This is a genomic window from Nostoc sp. PCC 7524, from assembly GCF_000316645.1.
In the GTDB taxonomy this organism is placed as follows: domain Bacteria; phylum Cyanobacteriota; class Cyanobacteriia; order Cyanobacteriales; family Nostocaceae; genus Trichormus.
In genome coordinates this window covers 15,193-31,798 of sequence record NC_019677.1, presented here as the reverse complement: position 1 = coordinate 31,798, position 16,606 = coordinate 15,193, and the positions used below count along the sequence as shown (strand labels likewise).

At 40.8% G+C, this 16,606-nt stretch carries 19 protein-coding genes and 1 CRISPR repeat array (1 of these 20 cut by a window edge); of the genes, 11 read left to right on the top strand and 8 right to left on the bottom strand.

What is annotated here, in order from left to right:
• A CRISPR array of direct repeats spans positions 1 to 3,999; the repeat unit is 36 nt; unit sequence GTTTCCATTCAATTAATATCCCCAGCGAGTGGGAAT (it extends 606 nt beyond the left edge of the window).
• A 184-nt stretch (positions 4,000 to 4,183) separates the two neighbouring features.
• The 3 genes from cas2 to csx18 all read right to left on the bottom strand — a co-directional run bounded on the left by cas2 (position 4,184) and on the right by csx18 (position 5,878).
• Positions 4,184 to 4,465 carry a CRISPR-associated endonuclease Cas2 gene (gene cas2, locus NOS7524_RS27375; RefSeq protein ID WP_015116143.1) on the bottom strand — a complete coding sequence of 94 codons (282 nt, stop codon included), beginning with the start codon at positions 4,463 to 4,465 and terminating at the stop codon, positions 4,184 to 4,186.
• Positions 4,466 to 4,473: 8 nt separating this feature from the next.
• On the bottom strand, positions 4,474 to 5,463 hold the full coding sequence (cas1, locus tag NOS7524_RS27370; RefSeq protein ID WP_015116142.1) for a CRISPR-associated endonuclease Cas1: 990 nt from the start codon (positions 5,461 to 5,463) through the stop codon (positions 4,474 to 4,476).
• A gap of 139 nt (positions 5,464 to 5,602) precedes the next feature.
• Positions 5,603 to 5,878 (bottom strand): CRISPR-associated protein Csx18, encoded by a 276-nt coding sequence (gene csx18 / locus NOS7524_RS27365; protein WP_015116141.1) that lies wholly within the window; start codon positions 5,876 to 5,878, stop codon positions 5,603 to 5,605.
• A gap of 218 nt (positions 5,879 to 6,096) precedes the next feature.
• Here csx18 and NOS7524_RS27360 point away from each other — a divergent pair, with 218 nt between their 5' ends.
• From NOS7524_RS27360 to NOS7524_RS27345, 4 genes are all read left to right on the top strand, one after another.
• Positions 6,097 to 7,305, top strand: a complete 1,209-nt coding sequence (locus NOS7524_RS27360; RefSeq protein ID WP_015116140.1) for a helix-turn-helix transcriptional regulator — start codon at positions 6,097 to 6,099, stop codon at positions 7,303 to 7,305.
• A gap of 102 nt (positions 7,306 to 7,407) precedes the next feature.
• The gene (locus NOS7524_RS27355; RefSeq protein WP_015116139.1) at positions 7,408 to 7,845 is read left to right on the top strand and encodes an arsenate-mycothiol transferase ArsC; all 438 of its coding nucleotides are present in this window, start codon (positions 7,408 to 7,410) and stop codon (positions 7,843 to 7,845) included.
• 62 nt (positions 7,846 to 7,907) lie between these two features.
• Positions 7,908 to 8,318: a hypothetical protein gene (locus NOS7524_RS27350; protein WP_015116138.1), complete on the top strand. Its 411-nt coding sequence runs from the start codon at positions 7,908 to 7,910 to the stop codon at positions 8,316 to 8,318.
• Positions 8,319 to 8,522: 204 nt separating this feature from the next.
• Complete coding sequence (locus NOS7524_RS27345) at positions 8,523 to 9,005, top strand: DUF4174 domain-containing protein (protein WP_015116137.1); 483 nt, start codon at positions 8,523 to 8,525, stop codon at positions 9,003 to 9,005.
• 202 nt (positions 9,006 to 9,207) lie between these two features.
• Here NOS7524_RS27345 and NOS7524_RS27340 read toward each other — a convergent pair whose 3' ends face one another.
• The gene (locus NOS7524_RS27340) at positions 9,208 to 9,534 is read right to left on the bottom strand and encodes a putative quinol monooxygenase (protein WP_015116136.1); all 327 of its coding nucleotides are present in this window, start codon (positions 9,532 to 9,534) and stop codon (positions 9,208 to 9,210) included.
• A gap of 287 nt (positions 9,535 to 9,821) precedes the next feature.
• On the opposite strand from NOS7524_RS27340, the gene NOS7524_RS27335 reads away from it, so the two are divergent.
• Positions 9,822 to 10,172: a hypothetical protein gene (locus NOS7524_RS27335; protein ID WP_041555994.1), complete on the top strand. Its 351-nt coding sequence runs from the start codon at positions 9,822 to 9,824 to the stop codon at positions 10,170 to 10,172.
• A gap of 18 nt (positions 10,173 to 10,190) precedes the next feature.
• On the opposite strand, the gene NOS7524_RS27330 is transcribed toward NOS7524_RS27335, so the two are convergent.
• Positions 10,191 to 10,670, bottom strand: a complete 480-nt coding sequence (locus NOS7524_RS27330; protein WP_015116134.1) for an SRPBCC family protein — start codon at positions 10,668 to 10,670, stop codon at positions 10,191 to 10,193.
• A gap of 566 nt (positions 10,671 to 11,236) precedes the next feature.
• Here NOS7524_RS27330 and NOS7524_RS27325 point away from each other — a divergent pair.
• Positions 11,237 to 12,100, top strand: a complete 864-nt coding sequence (locus NOS7524_RS27325) for a DNA/RNA non-specific endonuclease (RefSeq protein ID WP_015116133.1) — start codon at positions 11,237 to 11,239, stop codon at positions 12,098 to 12,100.
• Positions 12,101 to 12,176: 76 nt separating this feature from the next.
• Here the strand turns inward: NOS7524_RS27325 and NOS7524_RS27320 are convergent, their stop codons facing one another.
• Positions 12,177 to 12,578: a nuclease A inhibitor family protein gene (locus NOS7524_RS27320; protein WP_015116132.1), complete on the bottom strand. Its 402-nt coding sequence runs from the start codon at positions 12,576 to 12,578 to the stop codon at positions 12,177 to 12,179.
• 287 nt (positions 12,579 to 12,865) lie between these two features.
• On the opposite strand from NOS7524_RS27320, the gene NOS7524_RS31060 reads away from it, so the two are divergent.
• The 5 genes from NOS7524_RS31060 (at position 12,866) to NOS7524_RS27300 (ending at position 15,741) form a co-directional block, all read left to right on the top strand.
• Positions 12,866 to 12,988, top strand: coding sequence for a hypothetical protein (locus NOS7524_RS31060; RefSeq protein ID WP_268742015.1), 123 nt, complete (start codon positions 12,866 to 12,868; stop codon positions 12,986 to 12,988).
• 65 nt (positions 12,989 to 13,053) lie between these two features.
• Entirely contained in the window at positions 13,054 to 13,572 is a 519-nt protein-coding gene (locus NOS7524_RS27315; protein ID WP_015116131.1) for a hypothetical protein, read from the top strand.
• A 27-nt stretch (positions 13,573 to 13,599) separates the two neighbouring features.
• Entirely contained in the window at positions 13,600 to 14,121 is a 522-nt protein-coding gene (locus NOS7524_RS27310) for a DUF3122 domain-containing protein (RefSeq protein ID WP_015116130.1), read from the top strand.
• A 205-nt stretch (positions 14,122 to 14,326) separates the two neighbouring features.
• On the top strand, positions 14,327 to 15,412 hold the full coding sequence (locus tag NOS7524_RS28990; RefSeq protein WP_015116129.1) for a tyrosine-type recombinase/integrase: 1,086 nt from the start codon (positions 14,327 to 14,329) through the stop codon (positions 15,410 to 15,412).
• A gap of 89 nt (positions 15,413 to 15,501) precedes the next feature.
• The gene (locus tag NOS7524_RS27300; RefSeq protein ID WP_015116128.1) at positions 15,502 to 15,741 is read left to right on the top strand and encodes a hypothetical protein; all 240 of its coding nucleotides are present in this window, start codon (positions 15,502 to 15,504) and stop codon (positions 15,739 to 15,741) included.
• Positions 15,742 to 15,968: 227 nt separating this feature from the next.
• On the opposite strand, the gene NOS7524_RS27295 is transcribed toward NOS7524_RS27300, so the two are convergent.
• Complete coding sequence (locus tag NOS7524_RS27295) at positions 15,969 to 16,280, bottom strand: hypothetical protein (protein WP_015116127.1); 312 nt, start codon at positions 16,278 to 16,280, stop codon at positions 15,969 to 15,971.
• 58 nt (positions 16,281 to 16,338) lie between these two features.
• Complete coding sequence (locus NOS7524_RS27290; RefSeq protein WP_015116126.1) at positions 16,339 to 16,542, bottom strand: hypothetical protein; 204 nt, start codon at positions 16,540 to 16,542, stop codon at positions 16,339 to 16,341.
• Positions 16,543 to 16,606: the final 64 nt, after the last annotated feature.

Sequence of the window (16,606 nt, the reverse complement as noted above, 5' to 3'; positions counted from 1 at the left end):
CTGAAGAAAGTTTCCATTCAATTAATATCCCCAGCGAGTGGGAATATTGACGATAACGGACGAGACGAGCAAGGCAACCAGTGTTTCCATTCAATTAATATCCCCAGCGAGTGGGAATTTGGTTCGTGGTATGTTCCCGACACTTTAGTTGATGAGTTTCCATTCAATTAATATCCCCAGCGAGTGGGAATCTGGATGAAGCTTAGGATGATGCGATCGCCCTTCCTCCAGTTTCCATTCAATTAATATCCCCAGCGAGTGGGAATCAGCTTTGCATGAGTTTTTGTATGTTAGTTATTAATGCGATGTTTCCATTCAATTAATATCCCCAGCGAGTGGGAATTTTATCAACAAGTTCAAGGGGCGCAAAACAAATGTTATGGGTTTCCATTCAATTAATATCCCCAGCGAGTGGGAATATGATGCCATTATTGATGCCTTAGATAACCATCTAGTTTCCATTCAATTAATATCCCCAGCGAGTGGGAATGATTTGTACTCGCGATCTAAACCTTGAAAACTTAATACCAGTTTCCATTCAATTAATATCCCCAGCGAGTGGGAATAGGAATTATATGCTAAAAGTTCAAATCTTTGTCGGTTTCCATTCAATTAATATCCCCAGCGAGTGGGAATGGTAGAAAAAATAAAGATGGAGGTTTTAAGTAGAGAGTTTCCATTCAATTAATATCCCCAGCGAGTGGGAATTGTAGTGCTGCTTGATCCGAGAAACAGAATAGCCCCTGTTTCCATTCAATTAATATCCCCAGCGAGTGGGAATAGAGTTAACCATTTGGTTAGCGGCACTGAGAGAACGGTTTCCATTCAATTAATATCCCCAGCGAGTGGGAATTAGAACTTATTGACCAGGGTGAATTTGTTAGTGATTTGGTTTCCATTCAATTAATATCCCCAGCGAGTGGGAATTATACACTCGATTCGACAAAAAGAATCAGCCGATGTGTTTCCATTCAATTAATATCCCCAGCGAGTGGGAATGTAACACTGGTAGATAGATTCTAGTATCACAGATTCTGTTTCCATTCAATTAATATCCCCAGCGAGTGGGAATTAAAGTCCTTCTCCCGTGGTGCGTGTATCCTCTGTACGTTTCCATTCAATTAATATCCCCAGCGAGTGGGAATGGCCAGCGATAACCTTTAATCTCAGGAGAATAGTAAAGTTTCCATTCAATTAATATCCCCAGCGAGTGGGAATGCTCTGTATCTTATAGCTCATAGGTTTTTTCCTTTGAGGTTTCCATTCAATTAATATCCCCAGCGAGTGGGAATTTTCTAGGCGACGGTAATCCCATGTTTTCCGGTCAAGTTTCCATTCAATTAATATCCCCAGCGAGTGGGAATCCCCGTATTGCATTCCGTCAATGACAAACTCTAAGTTTCCATTCAATTAATATCCCCAGCGAGTGGGAATCAGAAAGAGAGGTAAAACAGTGGCTATCTAGTGACATTGTTTCCATTCAATTAATATCCCCAGCGAGTGGGAATAGAACAATTAGAAATTCCTTTCTTCATTAATACTGAAGTTTCCATTCAATTAATATCCCCAGCGAGTGGGAATATATCGTTAAAGCAACTGTTGATGATTGGGTAACGGCGTTTCCATTCAATTAATATCCCCAGCGAGTGGGAATCTCAGTATGTTACTTTAATTCTTTTTATGGTTGTTTTGTTGTTTCCATTCAATTAATATCCCCAGCGAGTGGGAATCTGAATTAACCATTACTTATTCATTTATTTCTAATAAGTTTCCATTCAATTAATATCCCCAGCGAGTGGGAATATTTTAAAAGGAGAAAGCTCTATGGATATTTATGATGTTTCCATTCAATTAATATCCCCAGCGAGTGGGAATTTATCAAAATCAAATTAGAGAAAAAACAATGAAAACATCAATGTTTCCATTCAATTAATATCCCCAGCGAGTGGGAATGGGGCTATTAGGATAGGCTCTTTGCGCCCATTTGCGTTTCCATTCAATTAATATCCCCAGCGAGTGGGAATCTGCTGCCACACATCATAAGGAGTAGTGCCAGGAGGTTTCCATTCAATTAATATCCCCAGCGAGTGGGAATCGATCGTGATGAGCTAGACGGTAGCAGCCTTGAGCTAGTTTCCATTCAATTAATATCCCCAGCGAGTGGGAATGTATGGCAAACAAAGCCCCCGGTCTTAGTTCTGAATGTTTCCATTCAATTAATATCCCCAGCGAGTGGGAATCGGGTATACCTTTAGTAAAGATGGGATACCCTTGAAACCGTTTCCATTCAATTAATATCCCCAGCGAGTGGGAATTATCTTAACTATCCTTGAGGAGTTTATGGAATGATAGAGTTTCCATTCAATTAATATCCCCAGCGAGTGGGAATGCTCTAGGCAACCTCCAGGCACAGCTAGACAAGATTGAGTTTCCATTCAATTAATATCCCCAGCGAGTGGGAATGTGTACGGCGTGCAGCACAAAAGTGAAACAATTATTTTGGAGTTTCCATTCAATTAATATCCCCAGCGAGTGGGAATGTCGGGGTGAATTGCTCTATCCATACTTTTACCCCTCATTTTGTTTCCATTCAATTAATATCCCCAGCGAGTGGGAATCCGATGATCAAAAAGTTGAGCAAATGCAGTTAAGTTTCCATTCAATTAATATCCCCAGCGAGTGGGAATGCAAAGTTTGCATGAGCGACTTATTTCTAGAAGTAACGTTTCCATTCAATTAATATCCCCAGCGAGTGGGAATTCGCCAACGTTTAGCGGCTTTGGTTGGCGATTCTAGGTTTCCATTCAATTAATATCCCCAGCGAGTGGGAATATCGCACCTCTAAGATAAAAGATATGCGAGTAACTGCGTTTCCATTCAATTAATATCCCCAGCGAGTGGGAATAAAGAATTTATTGATGGTAATAAGGAAGAAGGGTATTCATGTTTCCATTCAATTAATATCCCCAGCGAGTGGGAATGCGTGAACGCATTCATTACTACCCGCACGAGGAACAAAGTTTCCATTCAATTAATATCCCCAGCGAGTGGGAATATTTGATCCTGTAACAACCGAGATTACTTTCCCTGAGTTTCCATTCAATTAATATCCCCAGCGAGTGGGAATTTTTAAATCCTGCTGGAACACATACTGTAATTGAACTGTTTCCATTCAATTAATATCCCCAGCGAGTGGGAATTTTGCTCAATGATCCAACCTTCCAAGATGCTGACAGGATGGTTTCCATTCAATTAATATCCCCAGCGAGTGGGAATAAAAATATGCGATCGCCTATCACTTTGATTTGATTAACGTTTCCATTCAATTAATATCCCCAGCGAGTGGGAATTTGACAACACTAAATCAAATTTACGCGCAAACATCAGGTTTCCATTCAATTAATATCCCCAGCGAGTGGGAATTGTTAGTTGCATAGCCATCTACTTAACTCTCTTTCGTTTCCATTCAATTAATATCCCCAGCGAGTGGGAATTTGTATATGGCAATGAACCTTATACAGACTTAAGGAGTTTCCATTCAATTAATATCCCCAGCGAGTGGGAATTTGGCTAACCACTCGGCAACATCTAGGGATATTTGGTTTCCATTCAATTAATATCCCCAGCGAGTGGGAATCAGTTAGATAAAGGAGTCAGGGATAACATTGTAAAGTTTCCATTCAATTAATATCCCCAGCGAGTGGGAATGCAATGGCTGCTAAAAACCTCCTGACTGGAGAAGCAGGTTTCCATTCAATTAATATCCCCAGCGAGTGGGAATTTGAAATCCATCAAGGTAAAATCCTGTTGATAGGAAAGTTTCCATTCAATTAATATCCCCAGCGAGTGGGAATTCTTCTATTGTCCAAGAATTCTCTTGTAAGTTATCTGTTTCCATTCAATTAATATCCCCAGCGAGTGGGAATAATCATCGTTTTTACCTTATCGACCTGAAGGTATTTTGTTTCCATTCAATTAATATCCCCAGCGAGTGGGAATCCCTAGATTTTAAATCATTACTCCGTAAGAAATCCAGAGACGGTTTCCGAAGGTCAGGAAAAACCACCGCCAAACAGCCCACAAAGCAACCATTTAAAACCCCGTAACCTTTATCCAACAAGCTACCGAAGGTCACAACCAAAAAATCAATACTCCAGCTACTTCACCCAAACCTCGGAAACAGCTAGATAATAATTGAACTAGGTGGTTCAATCACGGGTATTCCTACACCCCAAGTTTCCACCTGAGACAGAGTATGCCTAGATAACGGATAAAACCTTACGTTATCCTCTTCTAACTTCAGTTGTTTTCTTAACCGACGACGCAAATCTTGATACTTTTCTGTATTTAACTGACATTCAAACACGGAATACTGCACACGCTGTCCATACCCTTCTAATAAGTCAGCCACCTTTTTACGACGTTTATCACAAGGAATATCGTAGGAAATTACATACAAAAACATAGTAAAATTTAATCAATTTTGTAAGGCTGATAATGATGACTAGGATTGTAGACAAACTGTTTAAAAGCTTTGACTTGTTGAGTTAGTAAATCCCATTTAGGCTGGGTTCCATCCTCAGTTTGTATTTGCTCAGTCATTCGCTGTACAAAAGCCCGTAGAAATTTCTTTCTCCCCGAATCATTCAAATAGCACCCACCATTTTTGAAATCGAAATCAGCTTCAGCACTAACAATTTTGCGATTAATTAACCACATCACTAAAGAATCTACTAAAGGTGCGCGAAATTCCTCAATTAAATCAGAAGCCAATGCCGCATGACCATCGTGACCTTGATGTAGACAAGCATAATAGGGGTCTAAACCTTGAATTTCAATTAATGCTAATAGATGATTCCACAGAACTTGATAACCAAAACTCAGCATAGCATTTACTGGGTTTCCAGGAGGGCGACGACTACGACCAGAAAACACAAAATCAGGATTAGTTAAACATTCACTAAAAGCAGAGAAATATTGAGCAGCACCAGCACCTTCAAACCCCATTAACCTCTCCCAAGTATCAGCTTCGGCGGCTTGGCTAGCTAAATAATCTAAACTTTGTAAAACCCGTTCTAAAATCTCTGACTCTTTCTTTTTCCTCTGTCTTCGCAACAGTACGCGACTGTTTTTCAACTTGCCTTTTACAATAGCCCTAGCAGTAACCAATCTTTCAATAGGGGACAGCTGTTGTTGATAACGGGATAACTGCCTATATCCCCTAGAAATTGGCAAAATTCTACCATAGCAATAACCCATCCGTGATAAATAAGCAATGGGAATATCTCGCCATAAACAAGCACGAATGACTTGTGTAGTCACCTGAGAGCGCCCAAAAATCAGAATTTGCTCTAGCAAAGGTAACTGCACTTCCACATATACAGTTTCCCCTTGTTTAACTAGCAAAGTTTCTTTCTGTAAAGACACATAGCAGTTTTGCTCAGAAACATAAAGAGTTTGCATGAAATTACTAATGATGAAGGAACTGTTAAGACCAATGCGTAATAGCCTGTGGCAGTTTGCTACGCCTATGTAATTTGTAATTCAAAAACTTCTTCATCAGTCCCTATTCCCTGTTGCCTATTCCCCAATCAATATATTATTAACGCCACCATCGTTGTAAATGAGACTTGCGTGTAGAACGATGTTCATCTTCTCCAGAAGAAGCTAATTCTGCCCTTTGTTCCGGTTCTAACCACAAAACTATCCTATCCGCCATACTAGAAATTATATAAGTAGAAACTGTAACTAATAAAGTATTAATAATTACTGCTGCTAAACCCAGAGGCGCAATTAACAAAATTACTAAAGTAATACCACCATTAACAGCAGATACAGAAATATTTCTGGCAGTAGCAGCACGTCGAGAGATATACATAGTGTAGATAGGCCTGACTTGAAAGTGATGATGTTGACTACGATAAACCCTGAATTACTGAAAAGCCAGAAAAAGGAGATAAACTAAATTATTACAGCTATCTGCTATAAACCAATATTGACAATACTTGCAGCTAATTTCCACTAGCAGTCCAAATATTTTCTTTTTGTAATCGGATGAGTTTCCTGTAAATACAAACCTGCGTAATTACTTGAACAATGCCTAAAAAACCTGCTCACCCTTACACAGAACGTTTAGCTTTTGAACGTTTGCTACTGTTAATTGCTACCTTTTTAAAATATCCAGGTATAGGTAGTCCTGATTTTATTGACTCTAATAATAATGAAAATCATGATGCACTTAGTTCGGTACGGATATATTTACAGGAATTAGCGAAAGAATTAAATATACAATTACCAGATGGTTATCCGGCAACTCCTACCTTACGAAAAGATTTAGAAACTCTCAGAAATTACGGTATTCTTGACCGTCGGATGTATCGCTGGGGATATTATTTAGGAACTGGTGCGCTTTCTACCACAGAATTAAAAGTAGCCTTTAACGCACTAGCGTCTCAAGCGCAATATCAAGGTGATGCCCAAGTTAGACGCATTTATGAAACTCTCAGTAAAAGATTACGAGGGTTAGATATGGAACTCAAAGGCGAATTTTTTTACCCTACTCGTCAACATCTCAACCGTGCCATTAATTATACAGATCCAGAAGATATGGCAGCAAGGGGACAACACCAAGATACGCTATTTCATCAATTACCATTATTAGAACAAGCCGTTAATCAAGGACAAGCAATTGAAATTTCTCGCAGTCGTGACCTTTATAATTCCAATCGCATTGGACGTTTTCAAGTCTTTCCTTTACAGTTAATTTACTATGATATTGCTTGGTATTTACTATATGAAATTTATGAAACCGGGCATTTAGTAATGGGACGTTTAAATCGTTTCAATAGCCACTGCTACCCGTTGAAAATACAACCACGGGGGTTAGAAAAACAAAGAGAAAGTTTAGCCAAAGCCTATAAATTATTTGAAAACGGTTGGGGTTTTAATTTAGGAGAACCAGAACCACAACAATTAGAATTAGCTGGGAAACTGGCATTCATTCCTGTTAAAGTGCGATTTTTTTCACCAGTATCAGCTTTTATTTTAGAAGGAGAGCGTCGTCATCTCCGTCAAAAAATTACTAAAGGACCCATAAACAAAATCACTGGAGAATATACATTTGTAGAATATGCTGTAGATTTACCACCTCGTTCTTTAGATGAGTTTAGTTTGTGGGTTTATCGTTATATGGATAAGGTAGAAGTCTTATCTCCTCCTGAATTAGTGGAAAAACATCGTCAGGCTGCACAACTTTTATTTTCCCGCTATTTTCATGAAATAGGCGATCGCCCCTCCGATTCTTAGAGGAAACCCCATTGCAACCATGTGAAAAGTAGCCTAGATATCTTGCCAATTACCCCATTTACCAGTAAAAAGCTCGTAGGCTTACTGAATTTGGTCAACTCAATGAATAAAATCTTATTCTTGTGTACAGGCAACTACTACCGCAGCCGCTTTGCCGAACATCTTTTTAATTGGTTGGCTACCAAACAGGGTTTAGATTGGCAGGCTGACTCTAGAGGGTTAGCACTTGAGCGCGGTGTTAACAATGTGGGGACAATTTCCCGGTATGCGGCTGAGGCTTTAGCAGTGCGATTGGTAAACCTACCTGATGATGAACGGTTTCCACTAGCAGCCAGTGAGCAAGATTTTCAATCAGCTACTAGAGTTATTGCATTAGATGAGTTGGAACATCGTCCATTGATGAATGAACGCTTTCCCCAATGGGCAGATGCAATTGAATACTGGTTAGTCCATGATATCGATCAAACCTCTGCTACAGTTGCCCTTGGGCAAATTGAGAAGCATATACTGCAACTTATAGAACAATTAGCTCAAAGTTAGTAGCTGCAAAGTTACTTGCACAGACTATCAACTCAGTTAAAACTACAGATAAAATCGTAATCATGAGCGTAGAAACCCAACATTTAGATGTTCTACAGAATATAGAGTTTGTCATCATGCAAGTCTATCAAGAAAGACCGGATTTGATTGATGCTGAAGTCATGACAGCAATTGAATCATTAATCCGTGTTTATAGTGCCGAAGCTCAAGGTAGGTCAGGCGCATCACGTCCAATTAGAGGAATATCAGCCCAAGTCGCTACACAAGTAAAGGCAATTTGTGAATTACACTTAGGACGAACCTCCATTTCAGACAACACAATTCAAACACTTGACGAACAGATAACACCCAAGACTGTGGCAGAAATCGTAGACTGCCTCAAACGAATTCAATCGTCAATTAAACTGTGGACTAATAGAGGTGGACGACAAGGATATCTCAACTTCATCAAGCAGTTTTTTCAATCTCAATGACGCACCCCCAGAAAATTCTTAGAGGAAAAACCAAACTATAAGCGATCGCCTGTCTCCTGAAATTCTTAGAGGATAAACACCAAAGCAGCGATGCCGTCTATGCTCTTGTGGGTAAGCATTACACTTATTCAATCATCAGGTAGAGTCAGAGCGGGGAAACTAATGATACTTTGAAATGATGGAAAGTTCATCTCAAACGCCGAAGTGAATAACTCAGTATTAATCGCCCTGACCCTCACCGCGTCTATAGCCCTATCGCCAGTCAGCATTGGTGGTACTGCCCAAGGTTCAACCCAAGCCATCAAAATGTCTTCATTTAACCTCAGTTCCCAAAAATGGCAAAACCGCGTGCTATTAGTATTTGCACCGTCTGTTGATAACCGTACATATCAGCAACAGATGCAGTTATTTGAGCAGCACCAAAACGGTTTTACAGAACGGGATTTAGTTCTGGTTCAGGTTTTGGCAACAGATAAAAGCTATGCCAACGGACAGTTAATAGATGAATCTTCTGTGGCCAATTTGCGCGATCGCTTTGGAGTTGACAAAGATAATTTCCGCGTTATTTTGGTAGGCAAAGATGGTGGTGTTAAGCGCAGTGATACTACACCAGTCGAAGCGACAGCAATTTTTGAGCAAATTGACGCTATGCCCATGCGCCAGCAAGAAATGCGCTCTTCGAGGTAGAAAGTAGCTATAAAATCAAATTCTTAGAGGAAAAGTCTCCACTGTGCGATGCCTACGGTGGACTATCGCCTACGCTTGGGTTTTCCTCTCTTCTCCTGTCGGAGACGCTCCGCGAACGAGACGCTACTTGCGATCGCTCGAATTAAGAGTGTAGTTTACCGCCGTAGGCATCGCCCTCAAGCCCCGACAGTGTTCTATACAACTATTCCGCCAGTGGGATACTAGGAATCCCAGCCAAAAGAGAATAACGGCGGATATCTGGGGGCGTAGCTATTAATCCTTCTAGCTTGGCTATTGGTACTTGCAGACGGCGTGACGCTAAATGAGTATCCAGTGCTGCCTCGGATTCCCACTCTTCTACAAAAGTAAAATCTGTTGGATCTGATTGATTTTGTAAAAGTTGATATTTAATCACACCTGCTTCTTGCCCAGTTGGTTCAATCAGTCCCAATAATAAAGCTTTGAGTTCTTCTACTTTATCGGGTAAAGCCACAAAACGAGCTACAACATGAATGGTTTGGTTAGTCATTAGTCAATGCTTATTAGTTATTAGTCATTAGTCCATAGCCAACAGTTCATAGTCAATAGCTACTGTGAATGCACCCCCGCCAACAAAATAAAATCCCCACACTTTCGGTAGGGACTCTGTATGGCTTACTCTCAGCAGTTCAGTAAATACAAATGTACTAAAAAATAGTATCCAAAGCAAGCGAACGCTTATCTTGTGGGCAATTCGTCATTGCTTGGCGATATTCTTAGAGGAAAAATTCAAAGAGTGCGTAGGCATCGCTTGTGATAAAGCAGTACACTGGTACTATGCCAAAAATCCCAGAGTGCGATCGCTGTCTCCTATATGCCCATAACCCCCACCTCGTCTGTGCCGTTCACCCAGATGGGGTAGACGGTGATAGTTGCCTAGATTTTCGAGAAGACCCCAACGCCGAAGCAGAAGAACTATGGCAACCAGAAGGGGCAACCTATTACAATGGCGAGTTGATTTTGCAGCCCCAACAGCAATGGACACAACAGCAACAGCTAGAATTGCTAGATACCCATCCTTTATTTACTGGCAAGTGTCCCCAATGCGGCTTTACGTTTGACCGAGATTACACAGCACGGGTACATTGGGATTGCCCTGAGTGCGGCTGGATGGATGATAGCGTGTAGAGCGATGTCATGTTTTTTCTAATATGATTCATTCCTTAAAAGACGTGCATTCAAGAGTTGAGCCATTGCTTTGCCGCCTTGGTGCATGATGACGTTGTGATTCCATTCCATCAAGGGGCGAATGAAAATTGCTAGTAGATTCATCCAAAGTTTGGTAGTTTTCACAGTCCAGGTATAGCGAACAATTGTGCCATTTTCGACTGCTTCTAATTCCCATAAACCCACTCCTTCTACTTCACCGTGGGCAACTGCTTCCATTAAAACAGGAGCATCAATTCTCTGAATGCAAGTGTCAAAGGCCAGTTTATAGGACAGGGGAGTTTTCCAAGTAAAACGCCGAATGTTCCCTACCCCACTCGGTTCACCTACCTGTAGCTCAACTACGCTTTCGACCGCTTTCCAGTAATCTGGCCAGCGTTCAGAATGGATAATTGCATCCCAAACCTTCTCAATAGGCGCATCTAATTGCCAAATAGTCAAAAAGCGGTAGTTTGCCATACTTTCTAGATGAGCCTTACAAGTAGCGATCGCGATTATTTTAGCTGATAGTACAGCCTATCTCTTGATGAGTATAATCATGAACCTCAACTTGAGTAAATCCTGCTGGGAAATTTAGTTTCTAGGCGTTAGCGTAGCTTACCGTAGGTATCGCTGACTTTTCCTCTAAGAAAAGAGCTTACGCCCTAAACCCTGGCGATCGCTCAGGAGTAACAAAGCGATTGCTTCCAGCACTGCGGTTTGCGCGTTGTCCCTGCCTCTCCAAAGGAGAATCGCCGCAACTCTCACTCTACTTATTGCTGACTTCCCTCTAGAAAAATTAGCAATAGGCTACTAGATAATCATCATTTTTTGGACTAAATAACACATAAATTTCTGATAGTTTTTATTATTTTAATTTAAAGCAATCACCTAAATGATTACTAAACGTTAATGTGGCGTTTACTGCTTATTTACCTATTCTTATAAAACCCAAGCTACATTGCAATTGCTAAATTTTACTTAATTTCTGTAACTTTAGCGCAAACAATTGTAGTTAAACAAATAAATACATATAACACTCACAAATGAAGAAGTCTAAGCTTTTCAGAGCTATTCTAGCTATTGCCGTACCAGCAACAGTATTTTTCGCTCTGCTTAATTATCTTCAAAAACCTCTAACTGCCCAAACTTCAAGTGTTCATTTGACAATGGGAAATCCTACGGGTGCTAACACTAGCTTCAGTAATTTATTACTAAGCAAAGCTCAGTATGCAACCTCTCATAACTGTTTTCGAGGAACACCAAATTGGGTGAGTTGGCAGTTAAACCGATCATGGCTCGGAAGTGCGCCTCGTCAAGATGATTTTCGTGCAGATGCCTTACCTTCTGGCTGCTATCGAGTTGTGACTTCCGATTACACAGGTAGCGGCTTTGATAGAGGACATATGGCTCCTTCGGCAGATAGAACAAATACTATCGCCAATAATTCTGCTACATTCTTTATGACAAATATAATTCCTCAAGCCCCAGATAATAATCAGGGAGTATGGGCGAATCTAGAAAATTATTCTAGAAGTTTAGTAACCGGACAGAATAGGGAACTCTACATCATTTCAGGTTCCTATGGCACTGGTGGTACAGGGTCGAATGGTGACAGAACCACAATTGCTGGTGGCAAAGTTACCGTCCCAGCCCGAACTTATAAGGTGATTGTAATTTTAGATAGACCAGGTTTGGGAGTGAGTGGTGTAACTACTAATACCAGGGTAATTACTGTTGATATACCCAATACGCAAGGTGTGAGAAATGCGGATTGGAAAGATTATAGAATTAGCGTTGACACTCTAGAAGCAAGACTTTTTAAGACAACTGGAACTACCTATGATTTTCTTTCTAACGTTTCTTCCTCTATTCAAAATGTAATTGAGGCTAGAGTTGACAATTTGTAAGGTTAAAAGATAGTTATTTCAAGTCAAACCTAAAGCCTGTCTGTATTTGCAGACAGGCTAATAATTAAAGAATAGATTAGGTTTCTATAACTTTAGTAGAAATTCCTGCTAAATCACCAGATGGAGTTTTACCAACAATATAGACATCAATATCTATCGTACCTAAACGATAAACTTTGATGTCTGTGAGATTATCCTTTAGTGTTGTAACAAGTGTTTGAAATTTCTGCACATTTTGTTTTTGCACTTCATCGTGCCATTCTTTTTCTACAGCACAGTTACGAAAGAAATAATCGAGGTCTACGGTTTCAACTGATGTTTCTGGGGAATGTCCTGTTAATTGCAGCAGTTTTTGATTTGTCAACGGTTCTTGTGCCTCACCAGACCACAAAAACACTTCAAAAGGATATTCTGATTCACTCATCATTAACAAACCATCGGAGGCTTGTTTAAGTTTTTCCACAATCTCGTTAGTCATAAAATTTATTGCGATCGCTAGGGGAGATTTAACATAATCAGCCTAAAAAAACTACGACATCATGGCAAAAAGTTACTGAAATCGTAACACCAGCCCATTCGCCAGTCTCGACAATAAGACAATTATCCCAATACTTTCTACAAATCAATAACCGCTCTGGGTTAATCATGTCCCAAAGCGGTTGCTACTGTATATTTACTTCTTCTATAAAAAGTGGATCTGAGGAGAGTTGAACTCATGCACCAGCTTGGGCATTAACTCCCTATTCCTTCACAACAGACCCTAACTTGATTGTGCATCATGCCGAACCCTATGACTGTACGGCAGACTCGACACCATCGGTAGAGGTTTCCTCTCCCGCTTGTTATCAACGTATATGGCGATCGCCTAGTTTTCCTCTAAGAATTTAGCGGATCGCAATCAGAAGACCGCTTTTACTCTACAATCAGTTAATTGCTATCAAATTTGATATCAAATGACTGACCACAAGACCCCACCCAGTGAAATGATTCGTGTGCCTACTGCTTTAATTCCAGCAGTTAAAAAACTATCTAAACTACATCGTCAAGGTCATACAATCGCCTTGTTGCAAGGCTTAGAAGAATTGCTCACCCAGTTTGATAGCAAAATTGATAGCGATATTGCCCCTAGTAGTTTAGCAGTTAAGCAGCTAGAACAGAAGCTAGAAACCAAACTAGATACAATTACCAAGAAGCTGGAACTCATGGAGAGGGCTATTACTTCTGGGAGATACAGCAACAACACCAGACCGCGCAGACAAGCGTACTCATACCAGCAACCCCAAATTGAACTACAGCCCAGAACAAATGAAAGTTTAGCTCAAAGACTTGGTGTTAGTCCCCAAAGCCTGATTGTAGAAACAGAGAAACTAAGCCCCAAAGAATTTATCAGTTGGTCGCGTAATCGTGACCCCATGAGCGTGGGGTGGGAATGGGATGTTAGAACTGAACTTTACCATCCAGTGAAACAATAATTTTAGTAATATTTATGTACTAACAAGATGTGTCACTTGCAGCGAAAATTTCTACAATATTTCTGGCACTGCGCCCTAGTAGTCTTTCTAGCTTTGACTTTTAGTGGATGGGGTGTGGAACCAGCTGTTGCACTGCTACGGCAACATCATGATTCCCCTGGTGTTTTGCGCTACCACTCCCAAGTATCTATTAAAGATAAACAAGGTTACGCTTGGCAGGTGCTACTGTTCAAACAAAATTACAACAATCCAGTTCGAGATTTAAGGTTACGCTTGGTAGGGTTTCCGGGTGTAGTTGAAATTGCCCACCCCCAACCATTAGAAATTGAGGCAACATCAGGAAAATTACTCAGTGCATCCGATGCTTACGCTTTAACTGCACCAGCCCCCAATGTCGGGGAATATGAATTAACTGATGTTTTACCCAAACTGCCAACCACCGATGCACTCAAACTGTATGTACCAGTTCAAGGCGAAAAGCCATTGGTTCTCAATATTCCTCAATCCGTAGTCACCGAGTGGCAATGGCTAGTAACTGAGATTGACTAACCCTGGCAACTAACAAAACTTTCAGGCTGAGTGGCTCACTCAAAATGCTACACCTAAATCACAACCAACCCCAAAGCCAAAGCATTGGTTAAGCGTTCTCTTCATACCAGCACATCCACTTAAGCTTTAGAATAAAATATAAGCTTCCTGAAACGGCACTTCTAGGAAGCTATATATTGCTCATGGCGTAATCCTTATTTCTCCAATGGATGTGACTAATATTGAGGTTAGCTCCGTAGAAGTTCTCCCTACCAAATTAGGAGAAGTTGTAAAACCAAATACTTCAGCGCAAGTAACTCCAGAATTGGTATCGGAGGTCATTCGCCAATATTATTACCGCACACCTGCTGTGAGTAATGATGAGGAGTTAATCTTAGCTTGGGCAGGCAGCCAAAATCGGGAGCAAACTAAGCGAAAATACTATCGTTTTGGTCAAAAATTACTTGATTGGGTACGTCATCAAGGTATACCCGATTTCAGATTAATCCAGCAGCCAAAGTTACTGGAATTTATCGCTAGTTGGGGTGAGGTTTCCCCTTATACTAAATCAAACCAGATTTTGATGTTACGCTCTCTTTGGAGTTATGGGAGTGGAGAAAATGTTGGTTACTTTTTGCGGAATATAGCAAGTACCATAAATTACGATAATTTCAGTAATTTACCCAAATCAGAGCGTTATCTAGAAGATTGGGAAATGAAGAAACTAGCCCAAGCTGCCCAGCAGTTGGGGGGTAAACACTGGCTAGTTTTTTGTTTGCTTTTTTATAGTGGAATGCGCGTTGGTGAAGTGGGGCGGGTAACGATTCCAGGTGATGAACCAGGACAACCCAAAGAAGATTATCCGGGGTTATATTGGCACAACTTTAAATGGCAACCAGACCCAGCACCAGAAGATAGACAGCGTGGGTATTACACAATTAAGTTTCGGGGTAAGGGTGGGAAGTACCGCGAGATTGGCTTAGACCATGAAACTTCAAAGTTGCTCAAAAAGTACCGGGGTATGGCTAGTGATAAGATGCCAGTATTCCCCAATATGTCACCCGACCCGAAAAAGCGCGGGTTGCCATTGAGCGATCGCGCGATTAAAAGATTGATTCAAGATATCTCTGAGGTAGCCAAAATAGAATTTTCTTGTCACTGGCTCAGGCACTCTCATGCAACGAGGGCAGTGGAGATTAAACCACTGTTTGATGTGCAAGACCAATTGGGGCATACCAAGTCTGATACTACCAAAACTTATATTCGTCCCAAAAAGGATGCAGGTACGGGTACGGTACTGCCGAGATTTTGAGGTAAATGTTAACCAACTGACTAATAGTAGTGGGTTGTATTTGCCTGATGATGATGATGAGTAAAGGGTGATTAGCTCTGGAGAAAAATATGAAAGTTGCATTTGAAAAAACTTACCCAAATATTGCTCGTTGGGTCAATGAGGATGAAGGCTGGATTGAAATTGGTTATGACGTAGATAGTCCTCTCAATTCTTTTATACGCGCACTTGATTGTGGTGGAATGCTTTGGCAGGGAAAAGCAAGTTATGATAGTTTGGATGCAGCATTGCAAGATTTAAATGCGGGGCTAGAAGCTGTATTAAAAGATATTTATGGCTCTGGGAGTTAGTTCTCTGTTTCCTCACCTGGGATATTTATGAATTTGGTTAAGCTTTTGTATTGCTATTGGCATGACAATTTTCAAAGCTTTAGTTTGGGCAGTTATCGTTGTGGTGAATAGTCACTAGCACAGAGTTACAGTATGGACGATGGCAGCGATCGCTCCTTTTTCCTCTTTGAAATTGCAGATGCAAGGGCGATCGCCTCCAGCACTGCGCCCCTACAAAAATGCTTCATTCAAGAGTAATTTGGTTCATCCCGCCCAATGCCTAATTCTTTGAGCTTGGCTTTGACCGAAGCCCACTCATCACCACAGTAGTAGTAGTTCTTATCTCGGATATTAGCTAAGTAATAGCCAGGTTTACCACCGTTGATTCGGAATAGCTCAACCAAAACTTTCATTTTAGTTAACCCGTTTCTTTCGAGCGTCGATTCTAAATCGGTAGAAATGTTATGAGCATTGTAGAAAACATTGCCAGGATGAAAAAACCAACGCGTTCCTTCACGCTCATAAATTTGAAGATAAAGGGGAGAATAGATTGTAGACATAGATACGATAAGATTGAAGTAAGAAAGCCCCTAGGGGCTAACTAGGGGCTATTTAGGTTTATTCAGTCTCGGACGAAGGTGGATTATCTTCCTCTTCGTCCTCATCATTCATCTGGCCAAGAATATCGTCTGTAGTGGTTACATCGATACGTTCTCCCGTTTCAGGGTTTTTCTCATACCAGACATCGGCATCAACGTACTCGAATTCAACTTCTGGGTTGTATTCTTGATGTCCGTTTCCGCCATCTTTCGATTGAGTCATTTGTTTCACCTCCTGATGAGAGTGTAGTTTTTTTTAACTCTCATGCTGGTAATTATATCATGAT